The sequence below is a fragment of the Luteimonas abyssi genome, from assembly GCF_001482195.1.
GTDB lineage: Bacteria > Pseudomonadota > Gammaproteobacteria > Xanthomonadales > Xanthomonadaceae > Luteimonas > Luteimonas abyssi.
The window spans coordinates 2,132,437-2,148,701 of sequence record NZ_KQ759763.1 but is presented as its reverse complement, the minus strand read 5'-3'; the positions used below and the strand labels follow the sequence as shown (position 1 = coordinate 2,148,701).

Here is a 16,265-nt window from a genome sequence, read left to right as displayed (position 1 = left end):
TCGGCAGGGCGCCCCGATCTGCGAGAATCCCCGCTTTGCCGAAGGCACCGACGTGATCGACATCGTCCACGATCTCCAGACCTTGCGCGCGCGCGTGGCCGGGTGGAAACGCGAGGGATTGCGTGTCGGTCTGGTGCCGACCATGGGCAACCTGCACGCAGGCCATCACTCGCTGGTGCGGCTGGCGCGCACGCAGGCCGATCGCGGGGTGGCGAGCGTTTTCGTCAATCCCACCCAGTTCGGGCCGAACGAGGATTTCGCGCGCTATCCGCGTACGCCCGAGGCGGATGCGCAGGGACTCGACGCCGCCGGGTGCGATCTCATGTGGGCGCCGTCGGTGGACACGATGTATCCGCTGGGGATCGCGGCGGCGGTGAAGATCAGCGTGCCGGGCGTGACCGAGGTGCTGGAGGGCGCGCGCCGTCCCGGACACTTCGACGGGGTGGCGACGGTGGTGTCGCGGCTGTTGCTGCAGGTGCAGCCGGATGTGGCCGTCTTCGGTCGCAAGGACTATCAGCAACTGGCCGTGATCCGCCACCTGGTGACCGATCTGGCGTTCCCGGTGACGTTGCTGGCCGGCGACATCGTGCGCGCCGACGACGGGCTTGCGCTGAGTTCGCGCAACCAGTACCTGAGTCCGGCCGAGCGACGGGTCGCGCCGCTGCTGCATGCCACCCTGCAGCGCATGCGCGATGCCTGGGACGCCGGCCAGGCGCGGACCGGCGTGGAGGCCGAAGCGATCCAGGCGCTGGAGGCGGCGGGTTTCGTCGTCGACTATGCCGCGATCCGCACCCGGGCGTTGGGCATCCCGGACGACGACCATGGCCGTGGTCCGCGTGTGGCGCTGATGGCGGCCCGACTCGGCACGACCCGGCTGATCGACAATCTCGAGTTCGGCAGCGGCGGCTGAATCGCAGGCGGTTGTTTGTTGCGATGCCGCAGCCGGCGCCTATACTGGCGCCTTCCGCGCCGCCCACGCGCCGCGACTCCCGCCACTGCTCCCCGCCACCGCGGGCCGATGCCATGCAACTGACCCTTCTCAAAGCCAAGATCCACCGCGCCACCGTGACCCACGCCGAGCTGCACTACGAAGGCTCGTGCGCGATCGACAGCCGCCTGCTCGATCTGGCCGGCATCCGCGAGTACGAGCGGGTGGAGATCTACAACATCAACAACGGCAAGCGCTTCGCGACCTATGCGATCCGCGCCGAGGCCGGCAGCGGTACCATTTCGGTCAACGGCGCCGCGGCGCACCAGGCCGAGCCGGGCGATCTGGTCATCATCTGCGCCTACGGCGCCTGCGACGAGGCCGAGGCGGCCACGTTCAAGCCGAGCCTGGTCTACGTGGACCGGCAGAACCGCATGACCCACACCAACGAATCGATCCCGGCACAGGCAGCCTGATGTCCAACGCACCCCAGTCGAACGCCGCGCAGCGCCTCCATCACCACCTGGCGCCGCACGCGCGCCGACTGGGCGAGGCGAGGATCACCGACCTGGTGGCCGGCGACGCCGGTCGTGCCGACGCCTTCGCGATGCGCGTGGGCGGGCTCTACGCCAACTTCGCCCGCCAGCGGGTGGACGCCGAAGCGCTCGACGCCCTGCATGCGCTCGCGCGCGAGGCGCGCCTGGCGCAGGCGATGCAGGCGCTGTTCGACGGCGAGATCGTCAACACCTCCGAACACCGGCCGGCGTTGCACGTCGCGCTGCGTTCCGCGCTCGGCGCGACCGACACCGCGCGCGATGCGCATGCCCAGGCCGGCGCGGCGCGCGAGCGCATGGCCGAACTGATCGCCGCGCTCGAAGCCTCGCCGGTCACCGACATCGTCAACGTCGGCATCGGCGGCTCGGATCTCGGGCCGCGGCTGGTGGCCGACGCGTTGAAGGACGCGCACACCGGCCGTTTCCGGGTGCATTTCCTCACCAACGTCGACGGCAGCGATGCGCAGCACATCCTGCGCGGGCTGGACCCGGCGAAGACCGCCGCGATCCTGGTCTCCAAGAGTTTCGGTACGCAGGAGACACTGCTCAACGGCGGCATCCTGCGCGATTGGCTGGGTGGCGGCGAACGTCTGTACGCGGTCAGTGCGAACGTGGAAAAGGCCGAAGCCTTCGGCGTCGCGCCCGAGCGCGTGCTGCCGATGTGGGACTGGGTCGGCGGGCGCTACTCGCTGTGGTCGGCGGGCGGTTTCTCGATCGCGTTGGCGATCGGCCTGGACGGTTTCGACGCGCTGCTGGCCGGCGCGGCGGAGATGGATGCGCACGCGCTGCAGGCGCCGGACGATGCCAACCTGCCGCTGCTGCATGCGCTGACCGTGGTCTGGAACCGAAATGCGCTGGGCCTGTCCACGCATGCGGTGCTGCCCTACGACGAGCGCCTGGCGTTGCTGCCGGCGTACCTGCAGCAGTTGGTGATGGAAAGCCTGGGCAAATCGGTGACGCCGCAGGGCGAGCCGGCCGGTCTGGACACCGTGCCCGTACTGTGGGGCGGGCCGGGCACCAATTCGCAGCACAGCTTCTTCCAGGCGCTGCACCAGGGCACGCAGACCGTGCCGGCCGATTTCATCGGGGTGGTCCGTCCGGCCCATCCGTACGCGGACAACCATGCCGCGCTGCTGTCGAATCTGCTGGCCCAGACCGAAGCGTTGGCCAACGGCCACGCCGCCGAGGATCCGCAGAAGCGCTATCCCGGCAACCGCCCCTCGACCCTGCTGCTGCTCGACGCGCTCACCCCGCACAGCCTCGGTGCGCTGATCGCGCTCTACGAGCACAGCGTGTACCTGCAGTCGGTGTTGTGGGGCATCAACGCGTTCGACCAGTGGGGCGTGGAGCTGGGCAAGCGCATCGCCGGCGAGTTGCTGCCGGCGGTGAAGGGCGAGCCGGCCCGGGTCGAGGACCCGGTGACCCGGGCGCTGCTGGCCGAGATCGCCGCGCGGCGCGCGGCCGGGTGAGCGTCCGGCTGCGGGTCCGCCATGCGGAGCCGACCGATGCGGCCGGCCTGCATGCGCTGTTCTCGCAGGCCGAGGCGTACGGCGCTACGCTGCAGCCGCCGTTCCCGTCGCAGGCCGCCTGGGCGAAACAACTCGCGGATCCGCCGAGACATGTGGTGCAACTGGTCGCCGAAGCCGATCCGTCCGGGACACCGGATATCGTCGGCGCGGCCGGCTTCGAGGTCTTCCAGAACCCGCGCCGGCGCCATGTCGCCAACATCGGCATGGCGGTCGCGCGCGATCGCTGGCGGCAGGGGATCGGGACGCAGCTGTTGCAGGCGGCGATCGATACCGCCGAACGCTGGCACGGCGTGCGCCGGCTGGAGCTGGAGGTCTATGCCGACAACACGGCCGCTATTGCGCTGTACGAGCGGCACGGGTTCGCGCGCGAAGGTCTGGCGTGCGGTTACGCGTTGCGCGACGGCGTCTACGTCGATGTGGTGTTGATGGCGCGTCTGGCGCCGGGTTGATCGTCGCGAGGGCTCTTCAGGTTTCCGCAACGTCGCGGATTGCTTCGCCGTGCATGAACATCCTCCCGCTCCGGTCCGCGGAGCGCACGCGCGGCCACTGAGGGCTGCCGCGCCTCCGCATCCGCGTTTCGGGGTCGGACACTGCGCAGAGGGCTCACGCGTCGTGCCGGCGCAGCGCCCAGTCCACATGCTCGTCGACGAGGACATCGCCCGAATCGCGTCGCGCGCGCAGCGCGGCGACCACCTCCGGTGTGGACGGGGCGTTGCCCAGCGCGACGGCGATGTTGCGCAGCCAGCGGCGGTGGCCGCTGCGACGGATCGCCGAGCCTTCGGTGCGATGCAGGAACTCCTCTTCCGTCCATGCGAACAGGGCGGGCAGGGTGGCGGTATCGAGGTCGTTGCGGACCCGGAAATCGGGCTCGTCGGTGCGACGGGCGAACTTGTTCCAGGGGCAGACCAGTTGGCAGTCGTCGCAGCCGAAGATGCGGTTGCCGATCGGCGCGCGCAGCGGCTCGGGGATCGCGCCGTCGTGCTCGATGGTGAGATAGCTGATGCAGCGGCGCGCATCGAGCCGGTAGGGCGCGACGATCGCCTCGGTCGGGCAGATGTCGATGCAGCGCGTGCAGGTGCCGCAGTGCGCGGTGGCGGGCGTGTCGATCGGAAGCGGCAGATCGACGTAGATCTCGCCGAGGAAGAACCAGGAGCCGCCGCGTCGGTCGATCAGACAGGTGTGCTTGCCGATCCAGCCAAGCCCCGCATTGCGTGCGAGCGCACGCTCCAGCACCGGTGCGGAATCGACGAACACGCGATGGCCGAACGGTCCCACCAGCGCGGCGATGCGGTCGGCCAGCTTCTGCAGGCGTTGGCGCATGAGTTTGTGGTAGTCGCGGCCCAGCGCGTAACGGGCGACATAGGCGCGCCGGCCATCGGCCAGCGTGCGCCAGCTGTCGTCGTGATCGTCGGGGCCGTAATCCAGCCCCACCGAGATCACCCGTACGGTGCCGGGCACGAGCTCCGCCGGACGTGCGCGCAGGTCGCCGTGGCGGGCCATCCATTCCATCGTGCCGTACAGGCCTTCGGCCAGCCACGAGCGCAGGTGCTCCGCATCCGCTCCGAGCTCGATGTCGCTGAAGCCAACGCGCTGAAAGCCGGCCTCGTGCGCCAGCGCGCGGATGCGGTCGGCGAGCGCGGCCTGCTGCGGGGGCGCTCGCCGCGTGGCGGGTGGCGGGGCGAAACAGGATGGCATGCCCAAATTATAGGAAACCGGGCCTCGGCCCGGATCGCCATGCAGGGCGACGGGGGACGTGGCGATTGCAGGGAAACGGCGTGGGTTCGGCCTGGCGCTGTCGCGCCGGCAGACCGAGCCCATAGAATCCCGGCATGACCGATCGCCTGCCCGACACCCACGTCGACCGTCTGTACGACAACACCGCGCTGCGGACGCTCGAGGCGGCGGCGATCGATGCGGCGGGCGACGATGACGTGCTGATGGCGCGCGCCGGCGCGTCCGCCTGGGCCGCGTTGCGCGCGCATTGGCCGGATGCGCAGCGCGTGCTGGTGCTGTGCGGCCCCGGCAACAACGGGGGCGACGGATACGTGCTGGCGAGCCACGCACGCGATGCCGGCTGCGTGGTGACGGTGGCGCACCTGATCGAGCACATGCCGCGCAGTGCGCCGGCCCGCCGCGCCGCGGAGGCCTATCACGCGGCCGGTGGCGAGACGCGGGTCGTCGGCGACGATGCGTTGCCGGTCGCCGATGTGATCGTCGATGCATTGCTCGGTATCGGCCTCGACCGGCCGCCCGACGCTGCGTTGGCCGCGTTGATGCGACGGGTCAACGCGGCCGGCACCCCCGTGCTCGCATTGGACACGCCGAGCGGCGTGGACGCCGGCACCGGGTACGTGTCGGACGAGGCGATCCGCGCCACGGTGACCGTGCAGTTTCTCGCCGCGCATCTGGGGCTGGCCACGGGGGCGGGTCTCGAACATGCGGGCGAATGCGAACTCGATGCGCTCGAGGTGGCGGACGCGGTATTGGACGGCGTGTCCCCCACCGCGATCCGCTTGCGCGCCGCCGCGCTGCGTGCCCGCCTGTCGCCGCGTGCGCGCAACAGCCACAAGGGCGACGCCGGGTACGTGCTGTGCGTCGGCGGCGATCACGGTCACGGCGGCGCGATCATGCTGGCCGCGGAGGCGGCCCTGCGCAGTGGTGCGGGGCTGGTCGGTGTCGCCACGCGACAGGCGCATGTCGGGCCGTTGCTGAGCCGCCGTCCGGAGGCGATGCCGGTGGCGGTCGGAGACAGCGAGGCGGACAAGGAGGCGTTCGCCGGCCTCCTGGAACGGGCGGATGTCGTGGCGCTGGGACCTGGACTGGGCACAGCACCCTGGGGTTCGGCGCTGTATCGCCAGGCCCTGGCATGTGCGCGCCCACTGGTGCTGGATGCCGACGCCTTGAACCTGCTCGCCGTCGGTGGCGACATCCTGCCGCCGGACGCCGTACTGACCCCGCATCCGGGTGAAGCGGGGCGCCTGCTCGGGTGCAGCGCCGCTCGGGTGCAGGCCGATCGTCCGGCGGCGCTCGCCGCACTGGTCCAGCGCTACGGCTGCGTGGTGGTGCTCAAGGGCGCGGGTACGCTGGTGGCTGCGCCGGGCGTGTCGATGCGGGTGATCGCCGCGGGCAATCCCGGCATGGCGGTCGGCGGCATGGGCGACGTCCTGACCGGCTGCATCGCCGCGCTGCGCGCGCAGGGACATGCGGCGCTGGAGGCGGCGACCACGGGTGCATTGCTGCATGCCTGCGCCGGCGATCTGGCCGCCGTCGCCGACGGAGCGCGTGGGCTGTTGCCCTCGGACCTGCTGTTCTATCTGCGCCGGGAGGCGAATCCATGACCCTGGATGCCGGACACGAGCTCATGCTCGACGATGCCGAGGCGACCGCCGCACTGGCGGGCCGTCTGGCCGCGCGTCAGCCTGTGGGGGCCGTGGTGCATCTGCACGGCGATCTCGGCGCCGGCAAATCCACCCTGGCGCGGGCCTGGCTGCGCCATCTCGGCGTGACCGGAACCGTTCGCAGCCCGACCTACACCCTCGTCGAGCGCTATCCGCTGGCGACAGGCGGCGAGGCCCTGCACCTGGATCTGTACAGGATCGGCGATCCGGGCGAGCTGGAGTTCCTGGGCCTCGACGACGCGCAGGCCGTCCTGTGGCTCGTGGAGTGGCCACAGCGCGGGCAGGGCGCGTTGCCCGCACCCGATCTGGACATCGACCTGGACATCGCGGAGCAGGGGCGGTCGGTGCGGCTGCAGGCCCGCTCGGCGCGCGGTCGGCGATGGCTGGCCGATGCCGGCCTGGGATGAAGTTGTGACGGTTTCCTGAACCGGGGTAGCAGGAAGGCCCTCCAGGTGACGGATTTCTAAGGGAAAACGTATTGCAAACATTCCTTGCTGGTGCTTGACTACGTGCCATGCGTATCCGGGGAACCCGAATCCAGGAAGTCGTGTTGGGACTGGCCCTTCTGGCCGGCCTCGTCTGGAGCATGGCGGCGAAGGCCGGCGAGGTCCGTCAGGTGGATCTCGCGGCGGGCGCCACCGGGACCCGCGCCGAGCTGGGTTTTCCGGCCGAAGTCGAGTTCAAGGTCCTGACGCTCGCCGATCCGCACCGTCTGGTGGTGGATTTGCCGGGCACCAAGCTGGGCAACGGCCTGCGCCTGCCGACCCCGGCCGGCCTGGTGAAGGCGGTCCGGAGCGGCCAGCCGGAGCCGGGCACGACGCGTATCGTGTTCGATCTGCATGCGCCGGTGGTTGCGCTCAATCCGCGTTTCGAGCCTGGCGCCGACGGCGTCAAGTTGATCCTGGAATGGCCGGGCGATGGCGAGAGCGGCGCCGAAGCGCGTGTGGCCGCCGTGACCGGCGGTGCAGCGGCATCTTCCGACGCGTCCGCGCCGCGATCGTCGGCCAGTGCGGTTGCCGCATCCAACGATGCCACCCGCAGGCTCGTCGCGGACATGTCCGGCAACGCGGGGGCATCCGCCAATACCAGCGCCAATCCCGCGGCCGCGACGCCACAGGGCGATGCGGCGCTGCCGGACTTCGCCGCGTCCAGCGCCGCGACCTCGCGGCTGATTTCCGAGATCGCCGCCTCGCGGGCGGTACCGGCACCGGCAGCACCTGCACCCGCGCCTGCACCGCAGGTACCTGCGCCCGCGCCGGCCACATCCGAGCCGCGGACCGTGCAAGCGGATGCCGCCGCTGCAGAGCCTGCGCCGACGGTGCGGCCGCAGGTCAGCGCGGCCGGCACGCGCCCATTGATCATCGCCATCGATGCCGGCCATGGCGGCCAGGATCCGGGCGCGGTCGGACCGACCGGCCGCCGGGAGAAGGACATCACCCTCGCGATCGCGCGCGAGCTCGCGCGTCAGGTCGACGCCACGCCGGGCCTGCAGTCCTTCCTCACCCGCGACCGGGACGAGTTCGTCGCGCTCAACCAGCGCAGCCAGCGGGCGCGCCGGGCCGGTGCGGACATGTTCATCTCGATCCACGCCGACGCCGCGCCCAATCGCAATGCGCAGGGGTCGTCGGTCTACGTGCTGTCGCTGCGCGGCGCCTCCTCGCAGCGTGCCCGCTGGCTGGCGGACAAGGAAAACGCCGCCGACCTGATCGGTGGCGTGCGCCTGCAGGAGGCCGACGACACCCTCGCATCGGTGCTGCTCGATCTCACCCAGAGCGGGCAGATGAAGGCGTCGGAGGATGCAGGTCAGCACGTGCTCGCCGGCCTGAAGCGGATCGGCAACAACCACAAGCCGCATATCGAGCGCGCCAACTTCGCCGTGCTGCGGACCTCCGACATGCCGGCGATGCTGGTCGAAACCGCGTTCATCTCGAATGCGGAAGAAGAGCAGCGGCTGATCGATCCGCGTTTTCAGGCCACCGTCGCACGTGCCGTGCTCGATGGCGTGAACACCTATTTCTCGGCGCAGCCGCCGCCCGGCACGCTGTACGCCGCGCGCGCCGCCGCCGCCGCGGCAGGCAATGGACAGGGCGGCAGCCCGCCCTGATCCGCCGTAGCGGGTCCACCCACGGTGGCAGGCGCTATCATCGCGGCTGATTTCCCATCGCGACTCCCGTGCGCATCCGTCAACTTCCCGACACCCTCGTCAACCAGATCGCCGCCGGCGAAGTCGTCGAACGGCCGGCTTCCGTGGTCAAGGAGCTGGTGGAGAACGCGCTCGATGCGGGCGCGGCGCGGGTCGACATCGATCTGGAGGAAGGCGGGGTCCGCCTGATCCGCATCCGCGACGACGGCCGCGGCATTCCGCCCGACGACCTGCCGCTGGCGATCTCCCGCCACGCCACCAGCAAGATCGCATCGCTGGACGATCTCGAGGCCGTCGCCACGCTGGGGTTCCGCGGCGAGGCGCTGCCTTCGATCGGCTCGGTGAGCCGCTTCATGCTCGCCTCGCGCACGCCCGATGCCGACCATGCGAGTGCCCTGCACGTGGATGGCGGCCGGGTGGGCACGGTGGAGCCGAAGCAGCATCCGCCGGGAACCACGGTCGAAGTGCGCGACCTGTTCTTCAACGTGCCGGCGCGACGCAAGTTCCTGCGGGCGGAGCGGACCGAACTCGGGCATATCGAGGAATGGCTGCGCTCGCTGGCGCTGGCGCGCCCGGATGTGGAGCTGCGGGTGAGCCACAACGGCAAACCGTTGCGGCGCTACCGGGGCGGTGAGGCGCTGTTTTCCGACGGGCGCCTGGAAGAAACCCTCGGCGCCGAGTTCGCGCGTCATGCGCTGCGGATCGAGCACGCCGCCGCCGGCCTGGCGCTGTCGGGCTGGATCGCGCAGCCCGCGTACTCGCGCGCCAGTGCGGACCAGCAGTATCTCTACGTCAACGGGCGTGCGGTGCGCGACCGCAGCGTGGCCCATGCGGTGAAGCAGGCGTACGCCGACGTGCTCTATCACGGGCGTCAGCCTGCGTACGTGCTGTTCCTGGCACTCGATCCGACCCGCGTCGACGTCAACGTACACCCGGCCAAGCACGAGGTGCGATTCCGCGACGGCCGGCTGATCCACGAATTCGTCTATCGCACCCTGCACGAAGCGCTCGCGCAGACGCGTGCCGGGCTCGGTGCTGCCGTCGTGGAGGAGGCCGGCGGCGGGCCGATGCCGTCGTCGGATGGGTCGCAGGGGACGTCGCCGCCCGGCGGCTGGGGCGGGGCGCCGCGGCAGCAGTCGCACCTTCCCCTGCGAGTGGACGACATGCGGGCGGGTTATGCGGCGCTGTACGGCAGCCCGGTCCCGACGGACGCCGCGGCCGGGACGGGCGATCCGCAATCCCAGGCGACGACGCATGCTGCGGTGTGGCACGGTGGACCCGCGCCGGCGGTCCTGCCCGCCACCGACGAGGCCGGCATTCCGCCGCTCGGATTCGCCTTGGCCCAGTTGCACGGCATCTACATCCTCAGCCAGGCCGCCGACGGCCTGATCGTGGTCGACATGCATGCCGCGCACGAGCGCATCGGCTACGAGCGCCTGAAGACCGCGCACGACAGCGAAGGTCTGCGGATGCAGCCGTTGCTGGTGCCGCAGACGGTGGCGGTGGCCGAACGCGAGGCGGATGTCGCCGAGCGCGAGGCTGCGACCCTGGCGGAACTCGGGTTCGACGTGAGCCGGGCCGGCCCGCAGTCGCTGTTGCTGCGCGGCGTGCCGGCGCTGCTGGCGCAAGGCGACACGGAGTCGCTGTTGCGCGACGTGCTGGCGGATCTTCGCGAGCACGGGCAGAGCCGCCGGGTGCGCGGCGCCCGCGACGAATTGCTGTCGACGATGGCCTGTCACGGCTCCGTGCGCGCCAACCGCCGCCTGACCGTGCCGGAGATGAACGCCCTGCTGCGGCAGATGGAGGAGACCGAGCGCTCCGGACAGTGCAATCACGGGCGTCCCACATGGACGCGCTTCGGATTGTCGGAGATCGATCGCTGGTTCCTGCGGGGGCGTTGATGGACGGGCAGGGAATGCGCAGTTGGCGGGGGCTGATGTGGCTGGTCGCGCTGATCGCGTTCCTGCCGGGTTGCCAGCGCGAAGCGGCCGCGCCCGCCGCGCCCGATCTCGATGCCGCCGCGTACGTGCGGGGCGAGCATGTGTGGCGCCTGGAGCGCGAGCGCGCCCTGTTGGCCGACGATGGCTGGACCACGCTGGCCGGGCTGCACTGGCTGGAGCTCAGGGCGCATCATCTGGGCAACGGCGACCGTGTCGGGCTCGACCTCGGCATCGGTCCGCCGCGGCTCGGCCTGGTCCAGCAGGACGCGCAGGGCGTGACGTTCACGCCCGAACCCGGTGTCGCGGTCACGCTCGACGGGAACCCGTTGCGTGGACGCGTGCGCATGCATTCCGATCGGACGCCCGGACCGACGGTGCTCGGCTTCGACGACGGGCGTGGCCGATTGAGCCTGATCGAGCGTGGCGACCGGCGTGCGTTGCGCGTGCGCCATCTCGACGCACCGGCCCGTCTCCGGTTCGCGGGCTTGCGCTTCTGGCCCGCCGCGCCGACGTGGCGGCTGCCCGCGCGCTTCATCGCCCATCCCGAGGCGCGTGCGCTGGAGATCGTCGACATCCAGGGGCATCTTCAGATGATGGCGAATCCGGGGCGGCTGGCCTTCGAGCGCGAGGGCCGGACCTGGGAGCTGGAAGCGGTCGACGCGGGCGATGGCCATCTGATGCTGATGTTCGCCGATGGCACCAGCGGCCATGGCAGCTACGGTGCCGGGCGCTACCTGGATCTGCCCACGCCCGGCCCCGACGGCGATCTGGTGCTGGACTTCAATCGCGCCTACAACCCGCCCTGCGCCTATTCCCGTCACGCGACCTGTCCCTTGCCTCCGCTGGACAATCGCCTGGGGCTCGCGATCGATGCCGGAGAACAGGCCTACCCTGGGGTCGCTCTCTGAGACGGCGGCCCGTTTCACCATGAAATTCCCAACGTAAGGACGCGCCATGCCCTTGAAGACTCCGCTCGTATCGCTTTGCGTGGCCGCCGGCCTGTTGCTCGCTGCGGGAGGCGTTCTCGCCGAGCGCCAGGCCGCCACCGTCGAACCGGCATCGGTGCCCGCCGACGCGTCCGTGCCCGCGACGGCACCTCCGGTTCCGTTGCTGTGGCGTGCCTCGCGTGGGGACACGTCGGTCTATCTGCTCGGCACGTTCCATCTGCTGCGGCCCAACGACTATCCGTTGGCGCCCGAGGTGGATGCCGCGTTCGATGCCGCGCAGCGCGTGGTCTTCGAGCTGCCGCCGGAGGAACTGGCATCGCCGGCGCTCGGCTTCCGCATGGCCCAGGCCGGCATGCGCACGGACGGCACCCAATTGGCGAGCGAACTGCCGCCGGAGACCGCGCAAGCGCTGGAGGCCTGGCTGACCGCCAATGCGGCGACTCTGCAGCCCATGGGGCTCAACGCCCAGGCCGTGCAGATGTTCGAGCCCTGGTTCGTCGCCCTGACCGTGACCCTGGTGGAAATGACCGCCCATGGCCTCGACCCGTCGCTGGGCCTGGACGCGCACCTGTCGAAGCGTGCGGGCGAGGCGGGGAAGGCGACCCAGGGCCTCGAGACCGGCGATCAGCAGATTGCTTTCCTGGCCGGCATGCATCGGCCGGAGCAATTGCAGTTCCTGCGCGAAGCGCTCGACACCACTGGCGAAGCAGGCGCGCAGGAGCTGGACAAGTTGCACGATGCCTGGCGCACCGGTGACGAACGCCTGCTGTGGAACGAGATGGCGGTGCGCATGCGCATGGAGTATCCGGCGCTCTACCACCGCATCAACGTCGCCCGCAACGACGCCTGGCTGCCGAAGATCGAAGGCCTGTTCGAGCAGCCGGGCGACAGCCTGGTCGCCGTCGGCGCGTTGCACCTGCTCGGCGAGGACGGCGTGGTCCACAAGCTGCAGCAGCGGGGTTTCGAGGTCGAGCGCGTGACCGCTGTCGAGCCGTCCACGCCGTAAGCGGCGTCTTCGCGGGGCGCCGAGGCGGGCGGTCACCCGGGCGGCGCTCCTGCGGCGCTGCTCGAGCGGTCGACCAGCGTGCGCGACCGCGATGGATGTCGCGCACGCCTGAAGCGGTATCTACACGTCCAGCAGGGCGATGCAGTCGACCGGGCAGGCGGGTACGCAGAGCTCGCAACCGGTGCACAGCGGCTCCAGCACGACGTGCATCCGCTTGGCGCCGCCGACGATGGCATCGACCGGGCAGGCCTTGATGCATTTGGTGCAGCCGATGCAGTCGGCCTCGACGATCACCGCGACCTGCGGCGCCTTGTGCTGGCCACGGCGCCTGTCGTAGGGCCGAGCCGGAACCTGCAGCAGCCGGGCCAAGGCACGTGCGCCGGCATCCCCGCCGGGCGGGCAGTGATCCACGCCGGCCTCGCCGCGCGCCATCGCATCCGCGTACGGACGACAGCCGTCGTAGCCGCACTGGCCGCATTGGGTCTGCGGCAGGAGGCGGTCGAGGCGCTCGACGAGCGATGGCAGGGGGGCGTTCATCGGAAACGGAGGGCCAGGGCCGTGTCGCGGCGGCGGGATCGTGGACATTATGGCCTCCTGCACGGATCGATGCCGTGCGGCGGTCGGTTCACCACCTCGCAGGACCTGTCGGGCGACGTGTCGGGCGAGCGCCGGCCATGCCGGATCCGGCGGGAGGCTGGACGACGAGCCGAGCCTGGCGCCCGGTCGGTGCGGTTCAGGCGATCCGCTTCCCGCGATACCAGCGCTCGTGCGCGAGCGCCAGCATCGAGCGGTCCTCGCGGCTGTCGCCGTAGGCGTGGATGCGTTCGAAACGGGCGATGTCGAAGCGCGCCGCGATCTCGCGCGCCTTGTGCGGTCCGCGATCTCCGCCTGCATAGCGGCCGGTCAGGCGGCCGTCGGCCTGCTCGAGACGATTGCAGATCAGCTCCATGCCGTGGGCCCGGCTCCAGGGCGCCAGATAGAGGTCCAACGAACCCGACACCAGGACCAGTGTGTGCTCGCGCGCGCGGTGCCACTCGATCCGACGCATGACCTCCGGCCGCAGCAGGCCGGGCAGCACGTCGCGGGCGTAGGCGTCGCCGTGTGCGGCGATCTCGGACGCGTCGCGACCGGTGAACGCGAAGCGGGTCACGCGCGCGCGGATGCCCGCCGCCGAGATCATGCCCGCGCGGTAACCCAGCAGCCAGGGCCCGACCGCCCAGCGCGCACGCGCCAGTTGGTCCGGCGTCGCGACACGGCGCAGGAAGCGGGCGTAGGTGTCGCAGGTGGTGATCGTATGGTCGAAGTCGAACAGGGCGATCTGCATGCGGTCGGCCTAGTCCATCTTCACCATCGCGTACACCAGGAACAGACCGGACGTGAGCAGCGGCAACGCATGCCACCAGTAGGACAGCAGGCCCGGGCGCACGAACCAGGCGACCACAAGCAGGCCGGCGACGGCCAGCGGCACCGCCGGCAGCAGCCAGAAGCAATGCGGAAGCACCGCCTGCTCGACGGCGTTGAGCGTACGTCGGTCGACGATACTCGCGATGGCGAAGATGCCCAGCATCCCCTGGATGCCGGCCAGCGTGCATTGCGCGAACACTCCGGCGATCAATCCCCAGATACTCATCGGTCGGCCCGGGTCAACGTACCGGCATGCCGGGTGCGGCGCCGTCGTCGGCCGCCAGCAGCGCCAGCGCACCGGCGTCGAAACCGGCCGACAGGATCATTCCCTCGCTCAGGCCGAAGCGCATCTTGCGCGGGGCCAGGTTGGCGATGAACACCACGTTGCGGCCGACCAGCGCGCTGGGGTCGCCGTAGCTGGCACGGATGCCGGAGAAGATCTGCCGGGTGCCGAGATCGCCTGCGTCCAGTTCGAAGCGCAGCAGCTTGTCCGAGCCTTCCACGAATGCGCAGGCGACGACCTTGCCGATGCGCAGATCGAGCTTGGCGAAGTCGTCGATGCCGATCGTCGCTGGCGTCTCCTGTGCGGCAACGTCCTTGGGCGCAGGTACCGCCGCCGGGGCGGATGCGGGTGCAGGCTTGGCCGCGGCTGCGGGCTGTGCGGGGGCGAGAGTGTCCTTGGATGCGTCGGTCATGGCGTCGATCAGCTTCGGGTCGATACGGGTGAACAGGGGCACGTAGGTCTGGATCGTGTGTGCGAGCAGCGGCGTGGCGAGCGCGTCCCAGCCGTCCAGCGGCGCGGCCAGAAAGGCCTCGGCCTGGCCGGTGGTACGTGGCAGGATCGGGCGCAGCGCGGCGGCGAGCACGCGGAACAGGTTCAGGCCCTGGGTGCACACCGCCTGCAATTCGGCGTCGGCGCGGTCCCCGCTTTCGACGGACACCTTCGCGATCACCCACGGCTTGCGCTCGTCGATGTAGCGGTTGGCGTCGTCGGCCAGCGCCATGGTCTGGCGAATCGCGGCGGCCGGATCGTTGCGCTCGTAGGCGGCACGGACCGACGCCAGCGCGGCGACGAAGCGTGCGTACTGTTCCGGATCCGGGAGCGCATCGGCCAGACGACCATCGAAGCGCTTGCCGATGAAACCCGCGCAGCGGCTGGCCAGGTTGACGAACTTGCCGACGATGTCCGAGTTCACCCGCGCGACGAAGTCGCCGAGGTTGAGGTCGAGATCGTCGACACCGCCGGACGACTTGGCGGCGAAGTAGTAACGCACCGCCTCGGGATCCAGGCCGACGTCGAGATAGGTTCGCGCCATCACGAAGGTGCCGCGGGACTTCGACATCTTCGCGCCGTCCACCGTCAGGTAGCCGTTGACGTGCAGCCGGGTGGGCGCGCGCTGGCCGGCGCCATGCAGTACGGCGGGCCAGAACAGGCCGTGGAAGTTGACGATGTCCTTGCCCAGGAAGTGGTGCAGCTCGACCTCGCTGTCCGGCGACAGCCAGGCCTCGAAATCGTCTCCCGTACGTGCGCACAGGGTCTGGAAACTGGACAGGTAGCCGATCGGCGCGTCCAGCCATACGTAGAAATACTTGCCCGGATGGCCGGGAATCTCGAAGCCGAAGTAAGGCGCATCGCGTGAGATGTCCCAGGCGCGCAGGCCGCCCTCGGCGTCCAGCCATTCCTTCAGTTTGGCCTTGACCCCGGGCAGGGCGACATCGCCGGCCAGCCAGTCGCGCAGGAACCCGTCGAAGTGCCCGACTTCGAAGAAGAAATGCTCCGAATCGCGCAGCTCCGGCGTCGCGCCGGAAATCACCGAGCGCGGCTCCTTCAGATCGGTCGGCGCGTAGGTGGCGCCGCAAGCTTCGCAGTTGTCGCCGTACTGATCGGGCGTGCCGCAGTTGGGGCAGATCCCCTTGACGTAGCGGTCGGGCAGAAACATGCCCTTGTCCGGATCGTAGAACTGCGCCACCGAGCGCCGGCTGATATGGCCGGCGGCGTCCAGGCGGGCGTAGAAGCGTTCGGTCAGGACCCGGTTGGCCTGCGAGTTGGTGGAATCGTAATGATCGAAGGCGACGCCGAACGCCGCGAAATCGCGCTCGTGGCCTGCCTGGATGCCGGCGATGAACGCCTCCGGCGTCACTCCCGCCTTCTCTGCGGCGAGCATGATCGGCGTGCCGTGGGTGTCGTCGGCGCAGACGAACCGCGTCGTGTCGCCGGCCATGCGCCGCGCGCGCACCCAGATGTCGGCCTGGATGTAGCCGACCAGGTGGCCCAGATGCAGCGGGCCATTGGCGTAGGGCAGGGCGGTGGTGACGAGCGCGGTGCGGGTCATGGGCTGGATCGACTTTCTGATCGGGCGGAACGGTCGCGGATTATCGCATGCGCCCTGGACGGTCCGAGGCGGCCGGCAGAACC

Annotated in this window: 15 protein-coding genes; 10 read left to right on the top strand and 5 right to left on the bottom strand. The window is 70.4% G+C overall.

All coding sequences use genetic code 11. The features are described from left to right. Window positions 1–52: 52 nt before the first annotated feature. The 4 genes from panC (at window position 53) to RG19_RS08990 (ending at window position 3,460) form a co-directional block, all read left to right on the top strand. Complete coding sequence (panC, locus tag RG19_RS09005) at window positions 53–910, top strand: pantoate--beta-alanine ligase (protein WP_058836514.1); 858 nt, start codon at window positions 53–55, stop codon at window positions 908–910. Window positions 911–1,023: 113 nt separating this feature from the next. Further along, entirely contained in the window at window positions 1,024–1,404 is a 381-nt protein-coding gene (panD, locus tag RG19_RS09000) for an aspartate 1-decarboxylase (protein ID WP_058834987.1), read from the top strand. After that, the gene (gene pgi, locus RG19_RS08995; protein WP_058834986.1) at window positions 1,404–2,951 is read left to right on the top strand and encodes a glucose-6-phosphate isomerase; all 1,548 of its coding nucleotides are present in this window, start codon (window positions 1,404–1,406) and stop codon (window positions 2,949–2,951) included. Before panD ends, pgi begins: the two co-directional genes overlap by 1 nt. Next, window positions 2,948–3,460 carry a GNAT family N-acetyltransferase gene (locus RG19_RS08990; RefSeq protein ID WP_058834985.1) on the top strand — a complete coding sequence of 171 codons (513 nt, stop codon included), beginning with the start codon at window positions 2,948–2,950 and terminating at the stop codon, window positions 3,458–3,460. Before pgi ends, RG19_RS08990 begins: the two co-directional genes overlap by 4 nt. Before the next feature lie 154 nt (window positions 3,461–3,614). Here the strand turns inward: RG19_RS08990 and queG are convergent, their stop codons facing one another. After that, window positions 3,615–4,706, bottom strand: a complete 1,092-nt coding sequence (gene queG / locus RG19_RS08985; protein WP_082672573.1) for a tRNA epoxyqueuosine(34) reductase QueG — start codon at window positions 4,704–4,706, stop codon at window positions 3,615–3,617. A gap of 134 nt (window positions 4,707–4,840) precedes the next feature. Here queG and RG19_RS08980 point away from each other — a divergent pair, with 134 nt between their 5' ends. From RG19_RS08980 to RG19_RS08955, 6 genes are all read left to right on the top strand, one after another. Next, window positions 4,841–6,349, top strand: coding sequence for a bifunctional ADP-dependent NAD(P)H-hydrate dehydratase/NAD(P)H-hydrate epimerase (locus RG19_RS08980; RefSeq protein ID WP_058834984.1), 1,509 nt, complete (start codon window positions 4,841–4,843; stop codon window positions 6,347–6,349). Beyond that, window positions 6,346–6,816: a tRNA (adenosine(37)-N6)-threonylcarbamoyltransferase complex ATPase subunit type 1 TsaE gene (gene tsaE / locus RG19_RS08975; protein ID WP_058834983.1), complete on the top strand. Its 471-nt coding sequence runs from the start codon at window positions 6,346–6,348 to the stop codon at window positions 6,814–6,816. Before RG19_RS08980 ends, tsaE begins: the two co-directional genes overlap by 4 nt. A 107-nt stretch (window positions 6,817–6,923) precedes the next feature. Next, the gene (locus RG19_RS08970) at window positions 6,924–8,513 is read left to right on the top strand and encodes an N-acetylmuramoyl-L-alanine amidase (RefSeq protein WP_058834982.1); all 1,590 of its coding nucleotides are present in this window, start codon (window positions 6,924–6,926) and stop codon (window positions 8,511–8,513) included. Between the two features lie 68 nt (window positions 8,514–8,581). Continuing rightward, window positions 8,582–10,453, top strand: coding sequence for a DNA mismatch repair endonuclease MutL (gene mutL / locus RG19_RS08965; RefSeq protein ID WP_058834981.1), 1,872 nt, complete (start codon window positions 8,582–8,584; stop codon window positions 10,451–10,453). 14 nt (window positions 10,454–10,467) lie between these two features. Beyond that, entirely contained in the window at window positions 10,468–11,400 is a 933-nt protein-coding gene (locus tag RG19_RS08960) for a DUF1684 domain-containing protein (RefSeq protein ID WP_157515213.1), read from the top strand. A 46-nt stretch (window positions 11,401–11,446) separates the two neighbouring features. After that, the gene (locus RG19_RS08955; protein WP_058834979.1) at window positions 11,447–12,445 is read left to right on the top strand and encodes a TraB/GumN family protein; all 999 of its coding nucleotides are present in this window, start codon (window positions 11,447–11,449) and stop codon (window positions 12,443–12,445) included. 120 nt (window positions 12,446–12,565) lie between these two features. Here RG19_RS08955 and rnfB read toward each other — a convergent pair whose 3' ends face one another. The 4 genes from rnfB to metG form a co-directional block, all read right to left on the bottom strand. After that, entirely contained in the window at window positions 12,566–12,982 is a 417-nt protein-coding gene (rnfB, locus tag RG19_RS08950) for an Rnf electron transport complex subunit RnfB (RefSeq protein WP_082672572.1), read from the bottom strand. Window positions 12,983–13,178: 196 nt separating this feature from the next. Next, window positions 13,179–13,769: an HAD-IB family hydrolase gene (locus RG19_RS08945; RefSeq protein ID WP_058834978.1), complete on the bottom strand. Its 591-nt coding sequence runs from the start codon at window positions 13,767–13,769 to the stop codon at window positions 13,179–13,181. A gap of 9 nt (window positions 13,770–13,778) precedes the next feature. Then, window positions 13,779–14,075, bottom strand: coding sequence for a hypothetical protein (locus RG19_RS08940; RefSeq protein WP_058834977.1), 297 nt, complete (start codon window positions 14,073–14,075; stop codon window positions 13,779–13,781). Between the two features lie 13 nt (window positions 14,076–14,088). Then, a complete protein-coding gene (metG, locus tag RG19_RS08935) occupies window positions 14,089–16,182 on the bottom strand; it encodes a methionine--tRNA ligase (protein WP_058834976.1) in 2,094 nt (697 codons plus the stop codon). Between the last annotated feature and the right edge of the window lie 83 nt (window positions 16,183–16,265).

Excerpts from the sequence above, each read along its gene's own strand:
- panD (WP_058834987.1), top strand. The coding sequence starts at position 1,024 with ATGCAACTGACCCTTCTCAAAGCCAAGATCCACCGCGCCACCGTGACC.
- pgi (WP_058834986.1), top strand. The coding sequence starts at position 1,404 with ATGTCCAACGCACCCCAGTCGAACGCCGCGCAGCGCCTCCATCACCAC.
- queG (WP_082672573.1), bottom strand. The coding sequence starts at position 4,706 with ATGCCATCCTGTTTCGCCCCGCCACCCGCCACGCGGCGAGCGCCCCCG.
- RG19_RS08980 (WP_058834984.1), top strand. The coding sequence starts at position 4,841 with ATGACCGATCGCCTGCCCGACACCCACGTCGACCGTCTGTACGACAAC.
- tsaE (WP_058834983.1), top strand. The coding sequence starts at position 6,346 with ATGACCCTGGATGCCGGACACGAGCTCATGCTCGACGATGCCGAGGCG.
- RG19_RS08970 (WP_058834982.1), top strand. The coding sequence starts at position 6,924 with ATGCGTATCCGGGGAACCCGAATCCAGGAAGTCGTGTTGGGACTGGCC.
- RG19_RS08960 (WP_157515213.1), top strand. The coding sequence starts at position 10,468 with ATGCGCAGTTGGCGGGGGCTGATGTGGCTGGTCGCGCTGATCGCGTTC.
- RG19_RS08955 (WP_058834979.1), top strand. The coding sequence starts at position 11,447 with ATGCCCTTGAAGACTCCGCTCGTATCGCTTTGCGTGGCCGCCGGCCTG.
- rnfB (WP_082672572.1), bottom strand. The coding sequence starts at position 12,982 with ATGAACGCCCCCCTGCCATCGCTCGTCGAGCGCCTCGACCGCCTCCTG.
- RG19_RS08945 (WP_058834978.1), bottom strand. The coding sequence starts at position 13,769 with ATGCAGATCGCCCTGTTCGACTTCGACCATACGATCACCACCTGCGAC.
- RG19_RS08940 (WP_058834977.1), bottom strand. The coding sequence starts at position 14,075 with ATGAGTATCTGGGGATTGATCGCCGGAGTGTTCGCGCAATGCACGCTG.
- metG (WP_058834976.1), bottom strand. The coding sequence starts at position 16,182 with ATGACCCGCACCGCGCTCGTCACCACCGCCCTGCCCTACGCCAATGGC.